Raw genomic sequence first — 21,765 nt, 5'->3', positions numbered from 1 at the left:
GCAAAGTATCTGAAAATAAAATGCCAGGCGGAGAACCCGCCTGGCATTGCTTCATTTTCTCCAACGATCCGGTTTATAGTATCGCCATGAAGATTCTCGTTATTGAAGACGACCGCGAAGCGGCCCGCTATCTTGAGAAGGCCTTTACTGAGGCCGGACATTCTGCCGACATCGCCGGCGATGGCGAAATCGGTTATGCGCTGGCTGAAAACGGCAATTATGATGTGCTGGTCGTTGATCGCATGTTGCCCAAGCGTGACGGTCTTTCTGTAGTCGCCGGATTACGTGCCAAAGGCATGGAAACGCCGGTACTCATTCTTTCCGCCCTCGGCGAAGTGGATGACCGCGTAACTGGTTTGCGCGCAGGCGGTGATGACTACCTGACCAAGCCCTATGCATTTTCTGAACTGCTTGCACGTGTTGAAGTTCTGCAACGCCGCTCAAGCCCACGCGAAGCAGATACAATCTACCGCGTTGGCGATCTGGAACTCGATAGGCTTGCCCACACAGCGCGCAGGCAGGACGTGGATATTACCCTCCAGCCACGAGAGTTTCGTTTGCTTGAATATCTGATGCGCCATGCAGGACAGGTGGTAACGCGCACGATGCTGCTTGAAAATGTCTGGGATTATCATTTCGATCCTCAGACCAATGTGATTGATGTGCACATCTCACGACTTCGCAGCAAAATCGAAAAAGGCTTTGACGGTCCGTTGCTGCATACCGTTCGTGGTGCGGGCTATATGCTCAAAGCCGGGCGCACTAAAGCCTCTACTGCGAGTGCCAAGGTGGAATGATGGGTCGTTTCTCTGCGCTTATGCGCACGACGGCAGCGCGCCTATCGACGCTTTATCTCCTTTTGTTTGCCGTAGGAGCGGTAGCACTGGTCTTTTATATGACCAATCTTTCCGCCTCCATTATCAACAGTCAGACTCAGGAAGCGCTGGGCGAAGAAGTCGCAAGCATCGGTAAGGCCTATGCGCGGGGTGGTATTCCGCAACTTGTGCGCACGATTGATTACCGTTCACGTCAACCCGGCGCCTACCTCTATCTGGTCGCAGACCCGTCTGGTCGTATTCTATCCGGCAATGTTGAAGGTGTTGAACCAGGCGTGCTGGATACGGATGGGATTGTCGAGCGCGCCTTCAAATATCGCCGTTATGGTGAGCAGGGAACCGAGACTGAACACCGTGCGATTGCAGTCGTGATTGCATTGCCTAATGGCATGCGCTTGCTGGTAGGTCGCGATTTGGGTGAGCCGGAGCGTTTCCGCGATCTTGTACGCAGTTCGCTTATGTTGGCTCTCGGTATTATGGGTGTCGGTGCGCTTCTGATCTGGTTCTTCGTTGGGCGGCGTGCACTTAAGCGCATCGATGAAGTTTCGCGTGCTTCGCAGCGCATTATGGATGGCGACTTGACAGGGCGATTGCCGGTTAATGGTTCCGGGGATGAGTTTGACCGTCTCTCCAGCAATCTCAATGTCATGCTTGGGCGCATTCTTGAACTGAATGAAGGCTTGAAGCAAGTTTCCGATAATATTGCGCATGACCTCAAGACACCACTCACACGTCTGCGCAACCGCGCTGAAGAGGCGTTATCAGGGAAGAAGGCTGGTCCTGAATATCGTGAGGCGCTGGAAGATATCATCGGTGAATCTGATCAGCTGATCCGCACGTTCAATGCGATTTTGATGATCTCACGTCTTGAAGCAGGCTATTCGGCTGAGAATTTGGAAAACATGTCGGTCGCATCTATCGTCAGTGATGTGGCTGAAATGTACGAGCCGGTTGCCGAAGATGCGGGTGCCACTTTGACACTTAGCACGCTTGATGATGCGCCGCTGCATATCAACCGTGAGCTTGTGGGCCAGACCGTCTCCAACCTCGTTGATAATGCGATCAAATATGCGCTCTCAGGCGAGAACCCTGCTGTCGTTACACTTTCCATGGAGCGTGATTCACAATGGGTGCGCATCGTGGTCGCTGATAACGGCCCAGGCATTCCAGAAGACAAACGCGAGCAAGCGACTGAACGGTTCGTACGGCTTGAGGAAAGCCGTACACAGCCGGGAGCGGGGCTTGGTTTAAGCCTTGCCAAGGCGGTTATGAAATTGCACGGTGGTGCTCTGCGTCTGGAAGATAATGGACCCGGCCTGCGTGCAGTACTTGAGTTTCCCTTGCCGAAGGACGCACAATCTTAAAGCATTTTCGGCAAAAGTGGGAGCCGGTTTTGCGTAGGATAAAGCGTTAAAACAAATAGTTATAGCGGTTCCAACTAAGACTGAATCGTTGGGACAGCTATAAAGTGACATGCTAGAGGGGATCATGGCGGCTGAAAATTCAAAGGAACTGCTTTTCGACCGTAACCTTTGTGGGCTGGCACCGCTTGATTCTGAACGAGCACAATCCTTTCTGACTGATCTTGAAGAACGGGCAAAGGAAGACGAGCTTGGTCGCGTCATCGCACTGCTGAACAATGAGAAAGCCAGGAGCTTTCTTGCAGCCGTTCTTGATCTGTCGCCGTTTATTCGTGAATCCTTGATCCGTAAGCCGCGCATTCTTGATAGAATTGCAACAGCCGCGCCCGAAGAGGCACTCGCCGATATTCTTTCCGAGATTACCGCATCCGGCACGGAAGAGGGCGTCACAGAAGCTTCTTTGATGAGCAGTCTGCGCCAGCGAAAACGTGAGGTGCATGTGCTGATCGCGCTTTGTGATCTGGCGCAAATCTTCAATACAGAAACGACAACGGGCTGGCTCACCGATCTGGCCGAAGCTTGCACGGGTGCCGCCATCCGCTTTCTGCTTCGCGACGCGGACAGTGCGGGCAAGATCAAACTGCCCGACCGTGAGAACCCTGATAAGGAATGCGGTTGGATTGTGCTTGGCATGGGCAAATTCGGCGCGCGTGAACTCAACTATTCCTCTGATATCGATCTTATCGTCTTTGTTGACGAAACGCGTCCTGCTATCGGTGATCCCTACGAATGCGTTGATACGTTTTCGCGGATGACACGGCGTCTGGTTCGCATTCTTCAGGATCGCACGGCAGACGGCTATGTTTTCCGCGTCGATCTGCGTTTGCGTCCTGATCCAGGTTCGACGCCTTTAGCGATCCCAGTTGGTGCAGCCCTTCACTATTATGAAGGGCGCGGGCAGAATTGGGAACGTGCGGCGATGATCAAAGCGCGCCCTATTGCCGGGGATCGTGAGTCCGGCAAACAGGTGTTGGCTGAGCTAGCCCCTTACGTTTGGCGCAAATATCTCGACTACGCGGCAATCGCTGACGTCCATTCCATCAAGCGGCAGATCCACGCCCATAAGGGGCACGGCGATATTGCCATTCGCGGCCATAATGTGAAGCTCGGTCGTGGTGGCATCCGCGAGATCGAATTCTTTGTGCAAACACAGCAGTTGATTGCAGGCGGACGGTTCCCTGAATTGCGTGGTAATCAAACTGTCCCGATGCTCGGAAAGCTCGCAGAGCGCGGCTGGATCAGCGAAAAAGCCCGCGATTGCCTTGCCAAAGAATATTTCTTTCTCCGCGATGTAGAACATCGCATTCAGATGATTGCCGACGAACAGACCCATATTCTGCCCGAAGACGATGAAGGCTTTGCTCGCGTCTCTCATATGATGGGTTACGCTGATACCGCAGAGTTTTCCGAAGTGTTTCTGTCAGCTCTCAAGGTTGTCGAAAAGCACTATGCCGCGCTGTTCGAACAAGCGCCGGAGCTTGGTTCCTCCAGTGGCAATCTCGTTTTCACCGGCGATGTAGACGATCCGGGTACTTTGGAAACGCTGGCCTCGATGGGCTATGAACGTCCCAGCGATATCTGCCGCGTTATCCGCACATGGCACTTTGGTCGCTATCGCGCCACGCAATCAGCAGAAGCGCGCGAACGCCTCACTGAACTGACCCCAGCCTTATTACAAGCCTTTGCTGCTACCAAGCGCGCCGATGAATCGCTCTTGCGTTTCGATGGGTTTCTGCAAGGCTTGCCTGCGGGCATTCAGCTTTTCAGTCTGCTGCAATCCAATCCGCGTCTTCTCAATCTGCTCGTGATGATCATGAGTGCGGCGCCACGACTTGCCGAAATCATCACAAGGAAGCCGCATGTTTTCGACGGTTTGCTTGATCCGGCGATTTTTTCCGAAGTACCAACCCGCACCTATCTTGAAGAGAGGCTCCGAGCATTTCTGGGCGCTGCAACCGATTTTGAAGAAGTTTTGGATCGCCTTCGTATTTTTGCGGCTGAACATCGCTTTCTGATCGGTATCCGTCTGCTGACAAGTGCAATTGATGGCGTCCGTGCTGGGCGCGCCTTTTCCGATCTGGCTGAGCTGATGATCGGTAAGGCCTTCGTGGTTGTTGAAGCCGAACTGCAACGGCGTCATGGTAAGGTTAAGGGTGCTAAGGTAGTGCTTCTTTCGATGGGCAAGCTCGGTAGCCGCGAACTGACCGCAGGCTCTGATGTCGATCTGATCCTGCTCTATGAACATGACAAGGATACTGAAGAATCCGATGGTGAGAAGCCGCTGGCTCCGTCACAATATTACATCCGGCTCACACAGCGCCTCATCGCTGCACTCTCCGCTCCGACTGCCGAAGGTGTGCTTTACGAAGTCGATATGCGATTGCGCCCATCGGGCAACAAAGGCCCTGTCGCAACCCATATTGAGTCATTCGGAAAATATCAGCGCACAGAGGCTTGGACATGGGAACACATGGCTCTGACGCGCGCACGCCCAATTCATGGCGATGCTGCATTCATAGATTTCATCAAGGGTGAAATAGAGGATGTGCTATCCACCAAGCGCGATACGACGAAAATAGCCAAGGACGTGCGTGAAATGCGCGACCTCATTTATCAGGAAAAGCCACCGCGCGACGATTGGGATTTCAAGCTGAAACCCGGCGGTATTGTCGATCTTGAATTCATAGCGCAGTTCGCGGTTCTCGTTGGAAAGGTCGCAAAGACCCCGCGTCCTCTTGCAACTGAGGAAGTGCTTGCTGGCCTTGATCCCTCATTCGCCGATCCAGCAACAATTGATGCTCTGGTTGAAGCGCATCGCTTCTATACCAATCTCAGCCAAACAATACGTCTCTGCCTTGGCAGTGACGCCACGCGTGAAGAGTTCATTCCTGGAATGATTGATATTCTCTGTCGCGCTGCCGAGCTGCCGGACATTAAACGCGTGGAGCATCACCTGACGGAACTGGCCTCGAATGTTCGAACCAGTTTTGACAAGCTGATAAACTGATTATGCTGCGTGGGTTTCAGTATGTTGGCTGGAGGCAATGGCCTGTCTCCGGTCAGGTATGCATACCGAGACCACGGTTCCAATGCCTTCAGTTGAGCGGATGCGCAGCCAGCCGCCATGGAGTTCAGCAAGAGATCTGGTGATCGCAAGGCCTAGACCTGAGCCAGTATGCGATTTTGTGAACTGGTTCTCGACCTGCTCGAACGGCTGACCGATTTTCCGCAGAGCGGATTTCGGGATACCGACGCCAGTGTCCTGAATAGTCATGAACAGAGCTGATCCAGTCTTCCGTGCGCGAACCGTGATGCGTCCATTGTGAGACGTGAACTTCACCGCATTGGATAGAAGGTTGATCAGCACTTGCTTGACGGCACGGCGATCCGCATTGAGCTGCATGGCTTCTTCAATACGCGTCTCAACTGTGATGTTTTTTTCATCTGCTTGCAAAGAAATCATGCGCACAGTTTCATTGATCAGCGGACAGAGGTCGATCTCCTCACGATCAAGCGAAAAGTGGCCCGCTTCGATCTTCGACATATCGAGAATGTCATTGATCACGTTGAGCAGGAAATTACCGCTGGTGTGAATGTCGTTGATATATTCCTCATAGCGGTCGGAGCCGAGTGGCCCGAAAGTGCCAGCCTGGATCATTTCGGAGAAACCGATGATTGCATTGAGCGGGGTGCGCAACTCGTGAGACATATTGGCAAGGAATTCGGACTTGGCGCGGTTTGCAGCTTCCGCGCGTTCCTTTTCCTGACCGTATTTGCGAGCCAGCTCTGATAGTTCACGTACGCGGTCGCGCTCACCTTTACGGGCAATGGACAGGTCGTGAATGGTCGCCATCAGGCGTCGTTCGCTATCCACCAGACGTTCCTGATGCTGCTTGATCTGGGTAATGTCGGTGCCGATGGAAACCAAACCACCGTCCTGTGTACGGCGTTCATTGACCTGTAGCCAGCGCCCATCGCTCAGTTGACGTTCGAAAGTCTGACCACCAGCGCGATTATGCTCGTTCGCCATGCGACGTTCAAAGCTGAATGGACGCGTATGCGCATCAACTTCGTTGCGCGGCACGCCGGGCTTGAGTGTCCAGACCGGAAGACCTGCGTATTCGCTGAACTTGGAATTGGCCATCACCAGACGGTTATTGGAATCCCAGAGAACGAATGCCTCGGAAATATTCTCGATGGCTTCCCGGATACGCATATCGGCTTCTGCCGTCTGCTGCGCAAAGCGATGCTGTTCACTGACGTCGAATGCAATGCCGACGAGGTGCAGATCATTTTCGGACGCGATCTCGGCACGAACCCGCATCCAGACCCAAGAACCATCCGCATGGCGCATACGGAAAACGCGATCCACATGCGAAATGTCACCAGCCGCTGCCTGTTCCGCAATCGAATAAAGATCGCCGTCTTCTGGATTGATGATTGCAGACACGTCGCCAAAGGCAAGCACAGCATCCTGCGCCTCATAGCCGAGCATCTCATACATGGAGCGCGACCAGTAGATGCGTCCGCGTGCCATATCCCAATCCCACAGACCACCACGACCACGCGCAAGCGCCATATCGATACGACGCTGGATCTGGCCGGAAAGATCGTCGGCTTCGCGGGCACGCGCTGCCTGACTGAAATAGGCATAGAGAATTGCAAACATCACTCCGGTCGTGCCTGCAAAGAGCGTCACGTTAAGCGATACGGCGCGTTTCCATTCAGCAAATATCGTGCTTTCCGGTTCCGCTGCAATGATAGCGTAAGGAACAGTCATTGGTTTTGACACTGTGCCGTAGGCAGCTTCTCCGTTCATGACGACTGTCAAAACGCCAGCACGTTCCGCAAACATAAACAGGGGCTGGATGTCGCTAAACACATCATCGGCCTGTTTGCCAACGATGTTGGTTGCGGGGCCGGAGGCTGTGACGATGACTGAATCGTCATTGACCAGAGCAATCGTCATGCCGCTCGAAGAAAGACCGCGGGAGCGAAATTCCGCAATGGTATTATCAAGATCTTTGGGCGCCATTTGCGCACCAGCCTGCGTGCCATTGGCTGCACGCTCGATCATCTGCGCCAGATTGGCAGTCGCGGCGGACAAGGCTGCCTTGTGCTGCAATTCGATGTCTTCGCGCCACGATAACATCGAGAACACGCGCGCCACGCCAAGTATGATGAGAAAGATGATGATGAGGGCCGGAACAAGACGACGCAATACGGGCTCAACCGCCACGAACTTACCGTAGGCAGGACCCGCAAGAAGCTTGGCATGCCCCGAGAGCCTGCCTTTCTTCCGCTTCCGTCCCGAGTCGCGATGCTTCCCCGCCGTCGCGTCGTACGCGTCGGTGCTTGCCATCTGTTGGCCCCTCTTGATTTGCCGTGACAGTTCCCAAGATGCGCCGGAAGCGCTGTCCGCCCGAAACTGCTTGAACTGAAATCTCTACTCAAAATGTTTCGGAATACGCCATCTCCGAACAGCTTCAATGAATCAAAAGTGATTCGCGCTGTCCAGTGAATTCGTTAACGAGATGTAAAAAACACCGCCGCCGCACTTGGTTTTTCTGTTGAATCTCAACCTGTTAAGCGGAATCAGTTTGAGAGAGTGCTCATCTAACATCATGAAAAGACTCATGAAAGCCGTAAGTCTTTGCAGGTTTTATGCGGTTTTTCTTGGATGACGGCAGAACGGTTGCGCCCGGCCCATTTTGGGGCCGAGCGTAACGAATCAGCAAGTAGCAATATATGATTCGCGAATCAGGCGAGGGTTCGGTCCACGATGTCGCGAAGATCGGTCGACAGCTTAGGAGTTCCGGCGATGCGAGCCAGTGCAGCACGCGCATATTCACGACGCGTATCTTCGAGTGAGCGCCATGAGCGCAAAGCAGTGAGAAGGCGCGCTGCAAGCTGCGGATTCTCCGGATCGATCGCGAGAATGATATCGGCGAAGAAACTATAAGCCGCACCATCCTTGCGATTGAACCCGGTTGGGTTGCTTGCAGAAAAAGCCCCGATCAGTGCACGTACCCGGTTTGGATTGTCGAACGAAAGGAGCTTGTGTTTAGTAAGCGCACGAACGGCATCAAGCGCTTTTTCGCCGGGGCGTGTTGCTTGCACGATAAACCACTTGTCCATTACTAACCCGTCGTCACCAAACCGCTTTTCAAATGATGCAAGAGCGCCCTGAGCTTCATGGCTGTCACCAAAGCGATGCACCAATACGCTGAGAGCGGCTGCGCGATCGGTCATGTTATCGCCGTCAGCAAACTGCTGGGCAGCGCGGGCAGGGGTGTTTTCGTGTCGGCTGAGATAGTCGAGAAGCACGTTGCGCAATGCGCGCTTGCCAGCTGATACGGCATCTGGCGAGAACGTTCCTTCCTGCTGCAAGCTTGCATAAAGCGATGCGAAATTGCCCGCATAAGCGGATACGATTGCCGTGATGAGGTGATCGCGGCTTGCGCGAATTGCATCAGGGTCAACATTGTGACCCATCTCACGCGCTATATCGCTTTCAGTCGGTAAGGTCAGACAAAGTGCTCGGAAGGCCGCATCAAGCGTTTCGTCGGAGGCAACGCGCCCTGCAAGTTCAATGATCCTGTTGTCAATTTCCGGTTCATGGCTGCCCCGCACACGTTTGGCACCGTCGAGCAGGGCTTGCGTGAAAATGCCAGTCAGGGCCTGCCAACGAGCGACAGGATCGCTGTCGTTCAATGCCAGGAATATACGGTCGTCCGCATCCAGCGGGGAGATCAGATTGATTGGCGCGGAGAAGCCACGTAGTAATGACGGGACGGGGCGCTCTTTGATGCCATGAAAGACGATGGTTTCCGAGGCCCGATGTAGATGGATAACACCATCATGAGCATCTCCGCCCTCGACTGATGAGGGCAGAATATCTTTGCCGTTTGATCCCAGAAGGCCAAAGGCGATCGGAATATGCATTGGCTTCTTTGTTGGCTGCCCAGGAGTCGGTGCGAGCGATTGCGCAAACTCTATGGTGAAGGTTTCTTTTTCAGCATTAAAGTCGAAACTCGCTTCGACTTTGGGTGTTCCAGACTGATCGTACCAAAGCGAGAATTGTGAGAAATCCTGTCCAGAAACGTCAGCAAAAACTTTGATGAAGTCTTCAATGGTCGCCGCTTCTCCGTCATGGCGTTCGAAATAGAGGTCCATGCCTTTGCGGAATAATTCAGGACCGATGATGGTGCGGATCATGCGCACGACTTCCGAGCCTTTTTCATAGACTGTCGCCGTATAAAAATTGTTGATCTCGCTATATTCGCGCGGACGAACCGGGTGCGAAAGGGGGCCGCTATCTTCCGGAAACTGCTGCGCTTTCAGGATTTTCACTTCCGCGATGCGTTTCACAGGGCGCGAGCGCTCATCCGCAGAAAACTCGTGATCGCGATAAACCGTCAGGCCTTCCTTGAGGCACAGCTGGAACCAGTCGCGACACGTGATGCGATTGCCGGTCCAGTTATGAAAATACTCATGCGCAATAACCGCTTCAATGCCTGCATAATCAACGTCCGTTGCTGTATCGGAATCAGCCAGCACGTATTTATCGTTGAAGACATTGAGGCCTTTGTTTTCCATTGCTCCCATATTGAAGTCGGAAACTGCAACGATATTGAAGACGTCCAGATCGTATTCGCGACCAAATTTTTCCTCGTCCCAACGCATGGAACGCTTGAGTGCATCCATGGCGTAAAGCGCGCGATCCTGTTTGCCATGCTCGACATAAATAGCGAGATCGACTGGGCGTCCTGATTGCGTGGTGAAATGGTCTTTCACAACATCGAGCGAACCCGCGACAAGGGCAAAGAGATAGGACGGCTTCGGATGCGGGTCATGCCAGACGGCAAAATGCCGATCGGCATCGCTTGGCACAACACCGTGCTCAACGGGATTGCCATTCGCGAGCAAAATTGGGGCGGCTGTCTTCTTGGCGTCAATGCTTACCGTATAAACGGAAAGCACGTCCGGCCGGTCATAGTAAAAGGTGATGCGACGGAAACCCTCCGCTTCGCACTGTGTGCAATAGACGTCGCTCGACCGATAAAGCCCTGAGAGCTGGCGATTTGTCGTCGGATTAACTTCGGTGACGATCTCAAGCGTAAAACGGTCTGTATCGGGCAGGTCGGTGATTTCGAGCTGATCGGGCGTCACTGAATAGCCGTTGTCGCTAAGCGATGCTCCGTTCAGGCTCAAACTGATCAACTTCAGCTCATCGCCGTCCAAAATAAGTGGCGTTCCTGCAGGCGTGCCCGCTCGGCGCTCGATGGTCAGTTGGGCGCGAACGATTGTCTTTTCCGGCTCAAGGATGAAGTCGAGTTTCGTTTCTGGAATAGCGTAAGGCGTTGGGCGATAGTCTTCGAGGCGGAATGTCTGACCAGTTTCAGTACGCATTGCGAAACTCTTCTTTGAAGCGCATCCCGAAAAGTGTGAAACGGTTTTCGGGCAAGATGCGCGTTGAAATAAATCATGAGAGCGCCGATCGGGGTCAATCAAATCGAAAGGCGCTCCAAGCACTTCGATGCAAGAGTCGTATCCGGCTTTTTAGCAAACGACAAGAAAAGCGAAGTTGCTCAATATTTTTTACATGCCGCTCTCTGCTTGGCTGGAACTTTATTACGAACAGGCCTATGGATAGCGCAATAACTGTAATTTCCCGCCATGCTCCATATCTCCCGATTAAGGAATTGCGTTGTGAAGTCCCTTCCGGACGCGGCCTCCGCAAATGTTCAGGTCAGCGAAACTATCGAGCCTGATCTACTTCAGAACAACCCGATGTTGGGGATAAGCCTTAAAGTCGCTTCTGTCGCTGTTTTTGTGGGCATGTCGACCTTGCTCAAAGCTGCTGAGGGCATTCCACTTGGTCAATTGATCTTCTTCCGTTCATTCTTCGCAGTACTGGCGATCCTTGTCTATTTCGCTCTGCGCGGGCAACTCTCCGGCATTCTTCAAACCCGTCACGGATTCAGTCACTTCTGGCGCGGGATGGTTGGCGTGGGTGCGATGTCACTGAGCTTTTATGCCCTGACCAAGCTACCTTTGCCTGAAGCAATTGCGATCAATTACGCGTCTCCCCTAATTGCTGTGGTGCTGGGCGCTCTAATCCTGCATGAAGTCGTCCGGCTTTATCGCTGGAGTGCGGTGATTATCGGCCTTTTAGGCGTAATGATCATCATCTGGCCACGCATGACCTTATTTGCTGAAGGCAATGTCGGACATAACGAAGCCATGGGTGCGCTTGCGGCTCTTGGGGGGGCGGTCATGGCTGCTTTTGCGATGATGCTGGTGCGTCGCCTTGTGCAGACAGAGCGCACCTCGACAATCGTTATCTATTTCTCGATTTCCGCCAGTGTTATTGCGCTGGTCAGTGTTCCGTTCGGCTGGGTTATGCCGACCGGACCACAGCTCGCAATGCTGATTGGTGCGGGTATTGCTGGTGGTATCGCTCAAATCCTTCTGACCGAATGCTATCGGCATGCACCGATGAGCACGATTGCACCATTTGAATACACATCAATGCTGCTTGGCCTGGGGATAGGCTTTCTGTTTTTTGGTGATATTCCGACTTTTGAAATGCTCATAGGCAGTGCCATTGTCATGGCAGCCGGCGGATATATCATCTACCGCGAGCATCAGCTGGCGATTGAACCACACAAGGCTAATACCCCCCAACAGTCACAGTAACCTCATGCTTGCCCCGGCGGTCCCTCAGCGCGCGGATCAAGCTGCATTGTTTCGGGTGTCGATTGACCATCGGGCGTATGGAACTTGAATTCAGTTTTCTGATCACTGATTGCAGGACGCTCGAACCGCCGAATACGCCAGAAGGCGTGTAATCCGTAGATTGCATAGGCAACGGCCATGGTCACGAAGAAGCCAGACGCGCCGATGAGATCCATCATAGGGCCTGAAATTGCCGGTCCAAGCACACTGCCGCAGCCATAGATTATCAGCAATCCGCCGGAGATTTTCACAAATTCATTGGCATCGGCGTAGTCATTGGCGTGCGCTACATTGAGACTGTAGATCGGGTAGAGCACAGAGCCGAAAAGAAACATCATGATGTAAAGCGCGTAAGGCGATGTTGGATGAATCAACAGCATGACAGCCGACAGGACAAACCCGATAACACCGGCTATGACCATCACAATTCGACGGTCTACGAGGTCAGAGGCACGACCGATTGGGTACTGAAAAATTGCGCCACCGATCATGGCGCAGGCAAGCATGGTCGCGATGCCAAAGGTTGTAAGCCCATTCATTTCGCCATAGATCGCAGCGAGAAAGCTCCATGTGCTAGCCACAATACCAGCAATGAAAGAGCCAATGGCGGCAGCCGGAGAGCGGCGATAGAGGCCTTTCAAATCGAGTGAAGCCTGAGTAAGCGGGTTTGGCGATTGCGCACTTGAAAGTGTAGTCGGCAGCAGGGCGCTTGCATAGATGATGGCGCAGACGATGAAGAGCGTAACGGTCGTCGCATCGCCAAATGGCAGGATATATTGTCCACACATCAGACCAAGCATGGTGATGATCATATAGAACGAGAAAATCTTGCCACGCGTTTCATTTGTAACGCGTTCATTCAGCCAACTTTCGATAATCATGTAGGAGCCGGCAAGCGAGAAGCCTGCTATGCCGCGAAAGATCATCCAGGCATAAGGGCTTATGATCAGTGAATGCAGGAGCAGTGCAATGGAGAGGAGTGTCAGCAAGGCTGAAAACACGCGCACATGCCCGACGCGTCGCACCAGATGTGGGATCAGGATGCAGCCCATTGTGAAAGCCAGTGAATAGGAAGTTCCCATCCAACCGATAGTCGTGGTCGACCAGCCTTCGATCCCGCCACGGATGGGCAGGAGAATACCCGCAAGCCCACCTGCAAGCAGCATGAGAAATGTGCTTGCCAACAAGGCGGCAATGGGCAGGAGCTGTCCAGCCATGATGAACTCCACGAAGGGCTATATTGTCCACACGGACTATATTTAAAGAATACCTGTTACCGTCAGGCACCGTTCAAAATGCGAACTACTGCATGTTTGCGGCATGTTGGTGACAGTCTTGCTGCCGATGCCACCGAAATGAAGGAATATCAATCGCCTAATTCGGCGAGCTTCATTTTTACAGCGAGAAAATCACGCCAGGCAAAGCGCTTCTGTGCGGGCGTGCGCAGCAGATAAGCCGGATGCAGTGTTGGCATAACAGGAATTTCAATGCCTGAAGGCGTGCGATGCACTTTCCAGTTGCCGCGCAGGCGCAAAATACCTTCAGCCGCCCCCGTCAACGCCTTACCGGCAGGACCGCCCAGTGCGACCAGTATTTTCGGTGCCGCAAGTTCAATCTGCCGTTCAATAAATGGGCGGCACAATTCAGTTTCGACCGGCGTGGGTGTACGATTGCCCGGCGGACGCCATGGAATTGTGTTGGCGATATAGACATTCTCGCGCTTGAGACCAATAGCCTCGATCATTCGGTTGAGCAGCTGTCCGGATTTACCGACGAACGGTAGTCCTTCTATGTCCTCATCACGCCCCGGCGCTTCACCGACAAACATGATGTCTGACGATGGATCGCCGTCTGCAAAACAGAGGTTTTTTGCAGTGAACTTTAGATTGCAGCCATCAAATGCTGCGAGCTTTTCGCGCAGTTCTTCCAGCGTTGCAGCTTGGGAAGCTGCTTCACGGGCAAGCGCGATCTGCGCGCCGTCTGGAACGTCAGTTGCAGCCTGCACAGGGCGGCTTGTGGGTGAGGGGACTGCTGCTTGGCGCGGCTGCTGTTGTTGCGGACGCGCGCGGTCTGTTTGCGCCGTAGATCTGTCTTCCTGCGCTGGTGCCGACCGTGCCAGCTGACGCTGTGGTTCTGCAAAGCGATCGATTGGCGTGTCGGAAAGTGGCATGTCGACGCCCGCTTCCGCGTAAAAGCGAAGCAGACCTTCCATTTCCAGTGTTTCCCGGTCATCGATCATGTTTTTACCTCACAGATTGAGGTGGCGAATTTTGACGTCGATTGCAAGAGCGTAGCGCATAATTCCGGTTTATAGAGTGATTAAAGCATGTCTCCCCAAAGTAGGAACCGGTTTTCGGATAAAGACATGCGTAGAATCCAACCTGCATGTCTCCCAAAACTGAGAGCTAATATTTTTATGAAGGGACGATGCGTTGCGTCACAATAGCCCACAACCAGACGGTTGGCCGTTTAAGAATTGACGTTTACGTTAAGGTCAATACTATGAAGGTACTTTTTGCAGTGATTTTGGACAATTGGACGCATATGCGACAGTCTTTAACTCTGCGAGAGGGTAAAGCAACTGGAGCGCATGCGGAATAAGTAAGAGCGTTTTCGGATATGATGCGCGTTAGAACAAAACGTTAGGGCGCGATCTGATGTATTCGGATTGAAAGCGTTTTAAGGGGAAACAAGGCCTGTCCGAATATGGTTTATCCCCATTCGCGATAGGTTCATGAGCAAAAACAATTGGATGCATTGCCCGCGCTGAAATAGTGAGGGGAAAATGTAAACCCGACGGAGGCACAAATGTCCGAAGCCCCAGCAATCGTGAGCCAGGAGCTTCCCGAGCGCGAGAGCATGGAATTTGATATTGTGATTGTTGGCGCAGGCCCTGCTGGCCTTGCTGCGGCTATCCGTTTCAAACAAATCAATCCCGAATTTTCAGTCGTCGTTCTTGAAAAGGGCGGGGAAGTCGGCGCTCATATTCTGTCAGGCGCAGTCGTCGATCCAAGTGGTATCGATCAACTGCTGCCGGGCTGGCGTGATGAAGAGGGACACCCGTTCAAAACACCAGTAACCGCAGATCATTTTCTGCTGCTCGGTCCTGCAGGCTCGGTGCGTCTACCGAATTTCGCCATGCCGCCATTGATGAACAATCATGGCAATTACATTGTGTCTCTTGGCAATGTCTGCCGCTGGCTTGGTACCAAGGCTGAAGAACTTGGCGTTGAAATCTATCCGGGCTTTGCGGCGACTGAAGTGCTTTATAATGATGAAGGCGCTGTGATTGGTGTCGCAACTGGCGACATGGGCATTGAACGCGATGGCACACACGGTCCGAACTATACGCGCGGCATGGCTCTGCTCGGCAAATATGTGTTGATCGGGGAAGGTGCGCGCGGTTCGCTTGCCAAGGAACTGATAGCGAAGTTCAAGCTTGATGAAGGTCGCGAGCCAGCAAAATTTGGTATCGGCCTCAAGGAACTTTGGCAGGTTGATCCATCCAAGCATAAGCCGGGTCTGGTGCAGCATTCGTTTGGCTGGCCGCTCGATATGAAGACCGGTGGCGGCTCATTCCTCTATCACCTCGAAGACAATATGGTTGCGGTCGGCTTCGTGCTGCATCTCAACTACAAGAACCCGTATCTGGCTCCGTTCGAAGAGTTTCAGCGTTTCAAGACACATCCAGCGATCCGGGATACTTTTGAGGGCGGCAAGCGGTTGTCCTATGGCGCTCGCGCCATTACTGAAGGTGGCTTCCAGTCGGTACCAAAGCTTTCCTTCCCTGGCGGCGCACTAATCGGCTGTTCGGCCGGTTTTGTGAACGTACCACGCATCAAAGGGAGCCATAATGCAGTCCTGTCGGGCATTCTTGCTGCCGATAAGATTGCAGAGGCTCTTGCCGCTGATCGAGCCAATGATGAGCCGATCGAGATCGAAAACAGCTGGCGCAACAGTGCAATTGGCAAGGACCTCAAAAGAGTCCGCAACGTCAAGCCATTGTGGTCCAAGTTCGGAACGGTCGTGGGTGTGGCGCTTGGTGGCCTCGATATGTGGACCAACCAGCTTTTCGGATTTTCGTTCTTCGGTACGTTGAAGCATGGCAAGACCGACGCGCAGGCACTGGAACCGGCAGCGAAGCACAAAAAGATTACCTATCCAAAGCCGGATGGTGTGCTGACTTTTGACCGCCTCTCATCAGTGTTTCTGTCGAACACCAATCACGATGAAAACGAGCCTGTTCATCTGCAGGTCGCGGACATGAAGCTGCAGCAGATATCTGAACACGACGTCTTTGCAGGACCATCGACACGCTACTGCCCGGCAGGTGTTTATGAGTGGGTTGATGCTGATGGCAATTCAGCGGCTGATCCGCAGGCCAAGGATGTTCGTTTTGTAATCAACGCGCAGAACTGCGTCCACTGCAAGACTTGCGATATTAAGGACCCGAACCAGAACATCAACTGGGTTCCGCCACAAGGCGGCGAGGGACCTGTTTACGTAAACATGTAATGTTCACGGGAAAGCAGAGTTAACAAAAGGCGGTTTTAAACCGCCTTTTTTATTGGAGCATAACTGATTGGGTTTCTGGTTCGTCTTCATCTTGTCGTTGAGGCAAGGGAACTGAAAACTCTAGCCTTACTGGCAGGTGATCGGAACCAGCTTCTTCGCGTGAAGCGGCGACAGGGGCTTCGATGTCAGGACTCACCAAAATCTGATCAATTGGCAGGCCAATGAAAGATGCGAGTTTTACAGGCAGACTTTGGGGCATCCATGTGCCACCAATACCGGTGATGGCTTTTGTACTCGACGCTTTTTCGATGCGATAGACTGCATTACTCCACGGCGTAGCATTGAAATCACCGGCAATGATTGAAGGACCGGTGATCTTTTGCAGTTCCGGCACCAGCGCATTGATGACAGTCGCCTGACTAAAAGGCCATGGCAGGACCGAGTGATAAGCTGCGACATTGACCCTTGTGCCGCTGAAATCGATGGAAGTCATGGCAAGGCGGTCATCGTCAAGACAGGTCTGCTCGCTACCTTCGCTGAAGGGGCGGCGTGACAGAATGCCGACACCCATATTACTCCCGTCTTTGTGACATTCAAAATGATAAGGGTAGGTGCCCTTCAGAATGTCGATCCACGTGGCCCAGTCTGAACCAGCTTCCTGATAGGTGATGACGTCAGGCTTTTCCTGCGCGATCATTTGCAACACGCGCTTTGGCTCAGGATTATTGTAGCGCAGATTGATCTGAACCAGACTATAGCGCGCACCTGCCACAGGAACATTAGCCTGTGCAGAGGTTGATCCATCAAGCAAATTGCGTGCCGCACCAAGTGTCGTGCTGAATGCAAGGATCGCAAACAACAGGATCATTGCACCTTCGCGCCGCATCATTGTGAACAAAAGCGGGATTGCGAGCAATGCCATCAGAATTGCAAGATATGGACGGAAATGAGCGAATGAATCAAGCGCGGGATGCGCTGATCCGAGAAAGCCAAGCACAAGTGGAACTGACACCAGAACAGCGGTGATTAGCAGAAAAAGTGAAAGGTTTTCCCGGCGTTTTGACATGATACGCGTCTAGTCGCTGATTACGGCGCCATGATGGAGAGAGGGTAGTATGTATTCGCGAAAAACATACTACCCCACTCACCTATTGCCCTACTGACTTATTTTTATTGGAAGGCTGTCTCGTAGAAGCTTCTGAGCTTGCGTGAATGCAGTCTCTCATCCGGCATTGCCGCGATCTTTTCCATCGCGCGAATACCGATCTGCAAATGCTGAGCGACCTGACGCTTATAGAATTCTGTCGCCATGCCCGGCAGTTTCAGTTCGCCATGGAGCGGTTTGTCGGAAACGCAGAGAAGTGTGCCGTAAGGAACGCGGAAGCGGAAGCCGTTGGCGGCAATCGTGGCCGATTCCATATCCAGCGCAACCGCACGCGCTTGCGAAAGACGCTGAACCGGACCGCGCTGATCGCGAAGTTCCCAATTCCGGTTATCGATTGTCGCGACCGTGCCGGTGCGCATAATGCGCTTGAGATCATAGCCTTCAAGACCGGTGATTTCTTCGACAGCTTCTTCAAGTGCTACCTGAATTTCGGCAAGCGCTGGCAGAGGAACCCATGCAGGAAGGTCGTCATCAAGGACGTGATCTTCGCGCATATAAGCATGCGCCAGCACATAATCACCAAGCTGCTGACTGTTGCGCAGACCTGCGCAATGACCCAGCATTAGCCATGCGTGTGGACGCAGCACCGCGATGTGGTCTGTGATGGTCTTGGCATTGGAAGGGCCGACGCCAATATTGACCATTGTAATACCAGAATGATCAGCGCGTTGCAGATGATAAGCTGGCATCTGCGGCATGCGTTGTAGTGGAATTCCGCTGCTGGGCGCCGATTCACCTGCGCGCGTTATCGCATTGCCGGGCTCGACAAAGCTTTCATATCCACCGCCGCCTTCTGCCATAAGCCTACGGGCATAATCACAAAACTCATCCATGTAGAACTGGTAGTTGGTGAACAGGACGAAATTCTGGAAATGCTTGGGGCTTGTCGCCGTATAGTGCGCAAGGCGGTGCAGCGAGTAGTCCACGCGCTGCGCGGTGAAAGGTGCCAGCGGCATTGGTTCACCGGGAATTGGATCGAAATCTGCATTGACGATCTTGTCGTCGGTTGCCGCCAGATCCGGTACATCGAACAGATCGCGCAACGGATGCGTGAAGGCATTGGCAACCGATGCCTCGACATAAGTACCTTCAATGAAAGCAAAATGAATAGGAATTGGCGTGGCCGATTCCCGAACCGTGACTGCTACGCCATGATTGCGCATCAGAAGGCGGATTTGCTCGTTGAGATAATGATCGAAGAGATCTGGCCGCGTGATCGTGGCCGAATAGTCTCCGGGTGTGGTCACATGACCGAAAGCGAGACGCGTATCCACGTGGGCAAAGCTGGAAGTAGATAGGCAGATTTCAGGATAAAATGCGCGATAGCGTTGCGGGCGAACTTCACCCCGTGCAAGCTGCTCAAAAGCCTTGCGCAGAAATTCGGTATTACGATCATAAAGCTTGCGCAGCGCGGCAACCGCCGCGCCTGCATCGGTAAAAACTTCCGGCTCCACAAAGGGAGGGGTTTTGATATCAGGGATGAAAGTTTGTTCGATTCGCTGTGTCATGGCTTAGTATAGCAAACTCCATGACAGTCGCATGTCCCTGTTTATGCACTTCTTTGCAGGCTCACATAAAGCACAAGACCGGCCCCGCTTATATGTGCTTTCTGGCCGATTTGCGTATAGGCGAATGTTGCAGCAGGCCCAGTGAATACGGCAGTGAACAGCAGAACGCGAAGTGCAATACTTACGGAGATACGAAAGCGGGACATCATAATTGTTGGCCTCCGCTCATATGCTTGAGGTGCATCGCTGTAATGGGGGCAACGACTGGCTGATCACGATAAACGTCATATTTTCGATCAACAAAAAGGCCAGCAATGATCGCAATCCCCGCGATCATCAGACAGACTATTGTAACGCGCCACAGCAGCATGGTTCCCCCGACTATCGAAATTGTTCGTTCTACGGGTTTGAGTTTACGGGTCTCACCTGAACTGCTCCTGAGAGCCGCATTCATCCGGCGTTCAAAAATATTGATGTTTCATTAACTTGATCGCTTCGCTCTTGTGCCGGGCTACACGGAGCCTATGTTAGCCCGCATCGGAAATGCGGACAAAGCCAAGAAAGCGGGAGACAGATACCCATGGCTGAACAGACAAAACCCATTGAGCTTTACTATTGGCCTACCCCGAACGGCTTCAAGATTAGCATTATGCTGGAGGAGCTTGGTGTTCCTTATGAAGTCAAATATGTGAATATCGGCAAAGGTGATCAGTTTCAGCCGGATTTTCTCAAAATTGCGCCGAATAATCGTATGCCAGCCATAATTGATCCTGAAGGCCCGGGCGGCGAGCCAATTTCGGTGTTTGAATCGGGTGCCATTCTGCAATATCTCGGTCGAAAGTTCGGCAAGTTTTATCCGACCGATGAACGCAAGCGTGTGGCCGTCGATGAATGGCTGATGTGGCAGATGGGCGGACTTGGGCCGATGTCGGGGCAGGCCGGACATTTCCGTGTCTATGCGCCGGAAAAGGTGCAGTACGGTATTGATCGCTACACCAATGAGGTTAATCGCCTCTATGGCGTCCTGAACCGTCAGCTTGAAGGTAAGGAATATATTACAGGCGAATATTCTATTGCTGACATGGCGAGTATCGGCTGGATCAATGCTTACAAGAATTATGATCAGAATCTGGAAGATTTTCCAAACCTCAAGCGCTGGCATGAAACGATGAACACGCGTCCGGCTGTGCAGCGTGGCCTTGTGGTCGGCAAAGAAGAGCGAGAAAAGTCTAATCTGGCAAATGACAAGGAAGCTCAGAAAATCCTGTTCGGCCAGAAGGCTCGCTAAATAGCGGTTTCTACAGCGCATCCCGAACGGCCTCTCGGTTCAGATGCGCGGAAAAATAATAAAGCACCGATCTGCTTCTGTCAGATCGGTGCTTTAATTGCTGCTCTCATGCATTGCTTATTGGCGTGTCAGGCTTTCGCTCTTGCAGATCAATCCGCCCATAACGCATCCGGATAGCGATAGCGTGTTGCCTTTAACGCTGGCCTTGCCGGTATAGGTCTTGCCTTCATCAAGCTTGTTGACTTCGCCCTTATAGGTGCCGTCTTTACCGGACATCGAGCCGATTGACTTGCCCTTATACTCACCGGTCTGCACGGTGCCGCAGTATTTGCCGCCACCACATGCAGCGTAGCTGATGATCGTGCCGTTTGGACGCTTCCATGTGCCTACAATTGCCTCATCGGCAAATGCTGGAGCAGACAGACCCGCCGTCAATGCAACAGCTGCAGTCATTCCCATAATAAAATTGCGGATCATGCATTCCTCCCAAAATGCCACAAGGTTTCAGGCCTTGCAGAATACTTACGCAAACGTAAACGTAATCGAGTTTTGGTCGGAGCGGAAGAGGGATAATTTGCGTGCTCGAATTCGCTGATAGCAATGTTTCCAGAATGCATCGCCAAAAGTGTGAAGCGGCTTTGAAGCCAAATACGGGGTAAATAAAAGCTAGAACATCGATCTCATTCATTCAGTTCTGAACACGCTTTGGCACATCAATCTGCACCATGGTTATCATCTGGTTTCCAAGCGAGAAGGTGAAAAACATCCCTATTTCCGAAAAACGCTGTAATTCAGATGGTTTGGATGTTTAACGAATTCCCAAGTTTACTCCTTGTTGGGATTTCGTTGTCCCCTTGTTAAGCATCTGTTTTAACGCGCATTTTAATCCTGTCGCTTATCTTAAAGACCATGAACGGAACGACAGATCCGACAGTTCCAAGACGGTGAAAGCCAGTCTCGGAAACAAAGAGCGGACGGTTCTCGGGATTTAACAGGGACAAAGAAAAATGACACAGTTTCAGAGCGTTACGCAGCACGACAAAGCAGGTTCCCAGGATCGCATTCTGCTGGAGATGGGTTTGAAATACGCTATCGGTCGTGACTGTGAAATCGATGTGGTCGAAGCGCATAAGTGGCTCAACATCGCAGCCATTCGTGGTAATCAGAAAGCTGAGCTCATGCGCAATCAGGTGGCGGCGACCATGAGCAAGACAGAGCTTGCTGCAGCTCTTCGCGGTGCGCGCGAATGGATGACTGCGCACTAAGATTGCTTGATTACTGACAAAAAAGC

General features: G+C 52.6%; 15 protein-coding genes. 7 read left to right on the top strand and 8 right to left on the bottom strand.

What is annotated here, in order from left to right; all coding sequences use genetic code 11:
- Positions 1 to 86: 86 nt before the first annotated feature.
- The 3 genes from OIV19_RS14450 to OIV19_RS14440 all read left to right on the top strand — a co-directional run bounded on the left by OIV19_RS14450 (position 87) and on the right by OIV19_RS14440 (position 5,264).
- On the top strand, positions 87 to 797 hold the full coding sequence (locus tag OIV19_RS14450; protein ID WP_095447861.1) for a response regulator transcription factor: 711 nt from the start codon (positions 87 to 89) through the stop codon (positions 795 to 797).
- Complete coding sequence (locus tag OIV19_RS14445; protein ID WP_264232062.1) at positions 794 to 2,200, top strand: sensor histidine kinase; 1,407 nt, start codon at positions 794 to 796, stop codon at positions 2,198 to 2,200. The genes OIV19_RS14450 and OIV19_RS14445 overlap by 4 nt, the downstream gene beginning before the upstream one ends.
- A gap of 124 nt (positions 2,201 to 2,324) precedes the next feature.
- Positions 2,325 to 5,264 carry a bifunctional [glutamine synthetase] adenylyltransferase/[glutamine synthetase]-adenylyl-L-tyrosine phosphorylase gene (locus tag OIV19_RS14440; RefSeq protein ID WP_264232061.1) on the top strand — a complete coding sequence of 980 codons (2,940 nt, stop codon included), beginning with the start codon at positions 2,325 to 2,327 and terminating at the stop codon, positions 5,262 to 5,264.
- Here the strand turns inward: OIV19_RS14440 and OIV19_RS14435 are convergent, their stop codons facing one another.
- Both OIV19_RS14435 and pepN read right to left on the bottom strand, forming a co-directional pair.
- Positions 5,265 to 7,619, bottom strand: coding sequence for a PAS domain-containing sensor histidine kinase (locus OIV19_RS14435; RefSeq protein ID WP_095446286.1), 2,355 nt, complete (start codon positions 7,617 to 7,619; stop codon positions 5,265 to 5,267).
- Between the two features lie 398 nt (positions 7,620 to 8,017).
- Complete coding sequence (gene pepN / locus OIV19_RS14430) at positions 8,018 to 10,669, bottom strand: aminopeptidase N (protein WP_264232060.1); 2,652 nt, start codon at positions 10,667 to 10,669, stop codon at positions 8,018 to 8,020.
- A gap of 381 nt (positions 10,670 to 11,050) precedes the next feature.
- Here pepN and OIV19_RS14425 point away from each other — a divergent pair, with 381 nt between their 5' ends.
- Positions 11,051 to 11,959, top strand: a complete 909-nt coding sequence (locus OIV19_RS14425) for a DMT family transporter (RefSeq protein ID WP_264232097.1) — start codon at positions 11,051 to 11,053, stop codon at positions 11,957 to 11,959.
- Positions 11,960 to 11,961: 2 nt separating this feature from the next.
- Here the strand turns inward: OIV19_RS14425 and OIV19_RS14420 are convergent, their stop codons facing one another.
- Together OIV19_RS14420 and OIV19_RS14415 are read right to left on the bottom strand one after the other, a co-directional pair.
- Positions 11,962 to 13,215: an MFS transporter gene (locus tag OIV19_RS14420; protein ID WP_264232059.1), complete on the bottom strand. Its 1,254-nt coding sequence runs from the start codon at positions 13,213 to 13,215 to the stop codon at positions 11,962 to 11,964.
- Positions 13,216 to 13,364: 149 nt separating this feature from the next.
- On the bottom strand, positions 13,365 to 14,237 hold the full coding sequence (locus OIV19_RS14415; protein WP_264232058.1) for a uracil-DNA glycosylase: 873 nt from the start codon (positions 14,235 to 14,237) through the stop codon (positions 13,365 to 13,367).
- A gap of 569 nt (positions 14,238 to 14,806) precedes the next feature.
- On the opposite strand from OIV19_RS14415, the gene OIV19_RS14410 reads away from it, so the two are divergent.
- Entirely contained in the window at positions 14,807 to 16,513 is a 1,707-nt protein-coding gene (locus OIV19_RS14410) for an electron transfer flavoprotein-ubiquinone oxidoreductase (RefSeq protein WP_264232057.1), read from the top strand.
- Between the two features lie 49 nt (positions 16,514 to 16,562).
- Here OIV19_RS14410 and OIV19_RS14405 read toward each other — a convergent pair whose 3' ends face one another.
- The 3 genes from OIV19_RS14405 to OIV19_RS14395 all read right to left on the bottom strand — a co-directional run bounded on the left by OIV19_RS14405 (position 16,563) and on the right by OIV19_RS14395 (position 19,395).
- The gene (locus tag OIV19_RS14405) at positions 16,563 to 17,579 is read right to left on the bottom strand and encodes an endonuclease/exonuclease/phosphatase family protein (protein ID WP_264232056.1); all 1,017 of its coding nucleotides are present in this window, start codon (positions 17,577 to 17,579) and stop codon (positions 16,563 to 16,565) included.
- A 104-nt stretch (positions 17,580 to 17,683) separates the two neighbouring features.
- A complete protein-coding gene (locus tag OIV19_RS14400; RefSeq protein ID WP_264232055.1) occupies positions 17,684 to 19,186 on the bottom strand; it encodes an AMP nucleosidase in 1,503 nt (500 codons plus the stop codon).
- A 41-nt stretch (positions 19,187 to 19,227) separates the two neighbouring features.
- The gene (locus OIV19_RS14395; protein WP_264232101.1) at positions 19,228 to 19,395 is read right to left on the bottom strand and encodes a hypothetical protein; all 168 of its coding nucleotides are present in this window, start codon (positions 19,393 to 19,395) and stop codon (positions 19,228 to 19,230) included.
- A 371-nt stretch (positions 19,396 to 19,766) separates the two neighbouring features.
- Here OIV19_RS14395 and OIV19_RS14390 point away from each other — a divergent pair, with 371 nt between their 5' ends.
- Positions 19,767 to 20,474 carry a glutathione S-transferase N-terminal domain-containing protein gene (locus OIV19_RS14390; RefSeq protein ID WP_095446294.1) on the top strand — a complete coding sequence of 236 codons (708 nt, stop codon included), beginning with the start codon at positions 19,767 to 19,769 and terminating at the stop codon, positions 20,472 to 20,474.
- 117 nt (positions 20,475 to 20,591) lie between these two features.
- On the opposite strand, the gene OIV19_RS14385 is transcribed toward OIV19_RS14390, so the two are convergent.
- Positions 20,592 to 20,951, bottom strand: coding sequence for a DUF2147 domain-containing protein (locus tag OIV19_RS14385; protein ID WP_095446295.1), 360 nt, complete (start codon positions 20,949 to 20,951; stop codon positions 20,592 to 20,594).
- A gap of 530 nt (positions 20,952 to 21,481) precedes the next feature.
- Between OIV19_RS14385 and OIV19_RS14380 the strand changes: the two genes are divergently transcribed.
- Positions 21,482 to 21,739: an SEL1-like repeat protein gene (locus OIV19_RS14380; RefSeq protein WP_264232054.1), complete on the top strand. Its 258-nt coding sequence runs from the start codon at positions 21,482 to 21,484 to the stop codon at positions 21,737 to 21,739.
- Positions 21,740 to 21,765: the final 26 nt, after the last annotated feature.

Origin of the sequence: Brucella sp. HL-2 (assembly GCF_025846885.2) — a bacterium.
GTDB classification, from domain to species: domain Bacteria; phylum Pseudomonadota; class Alphaproteobacteria; order Rhizobiales; family Rhizobiaceae; genus Brucella; species Brucella quorumnocens.
Note: the sequence above shows the minus strand (reverse complement) of the source record. Positions and strands in the feature narration are given on the sequence as shown.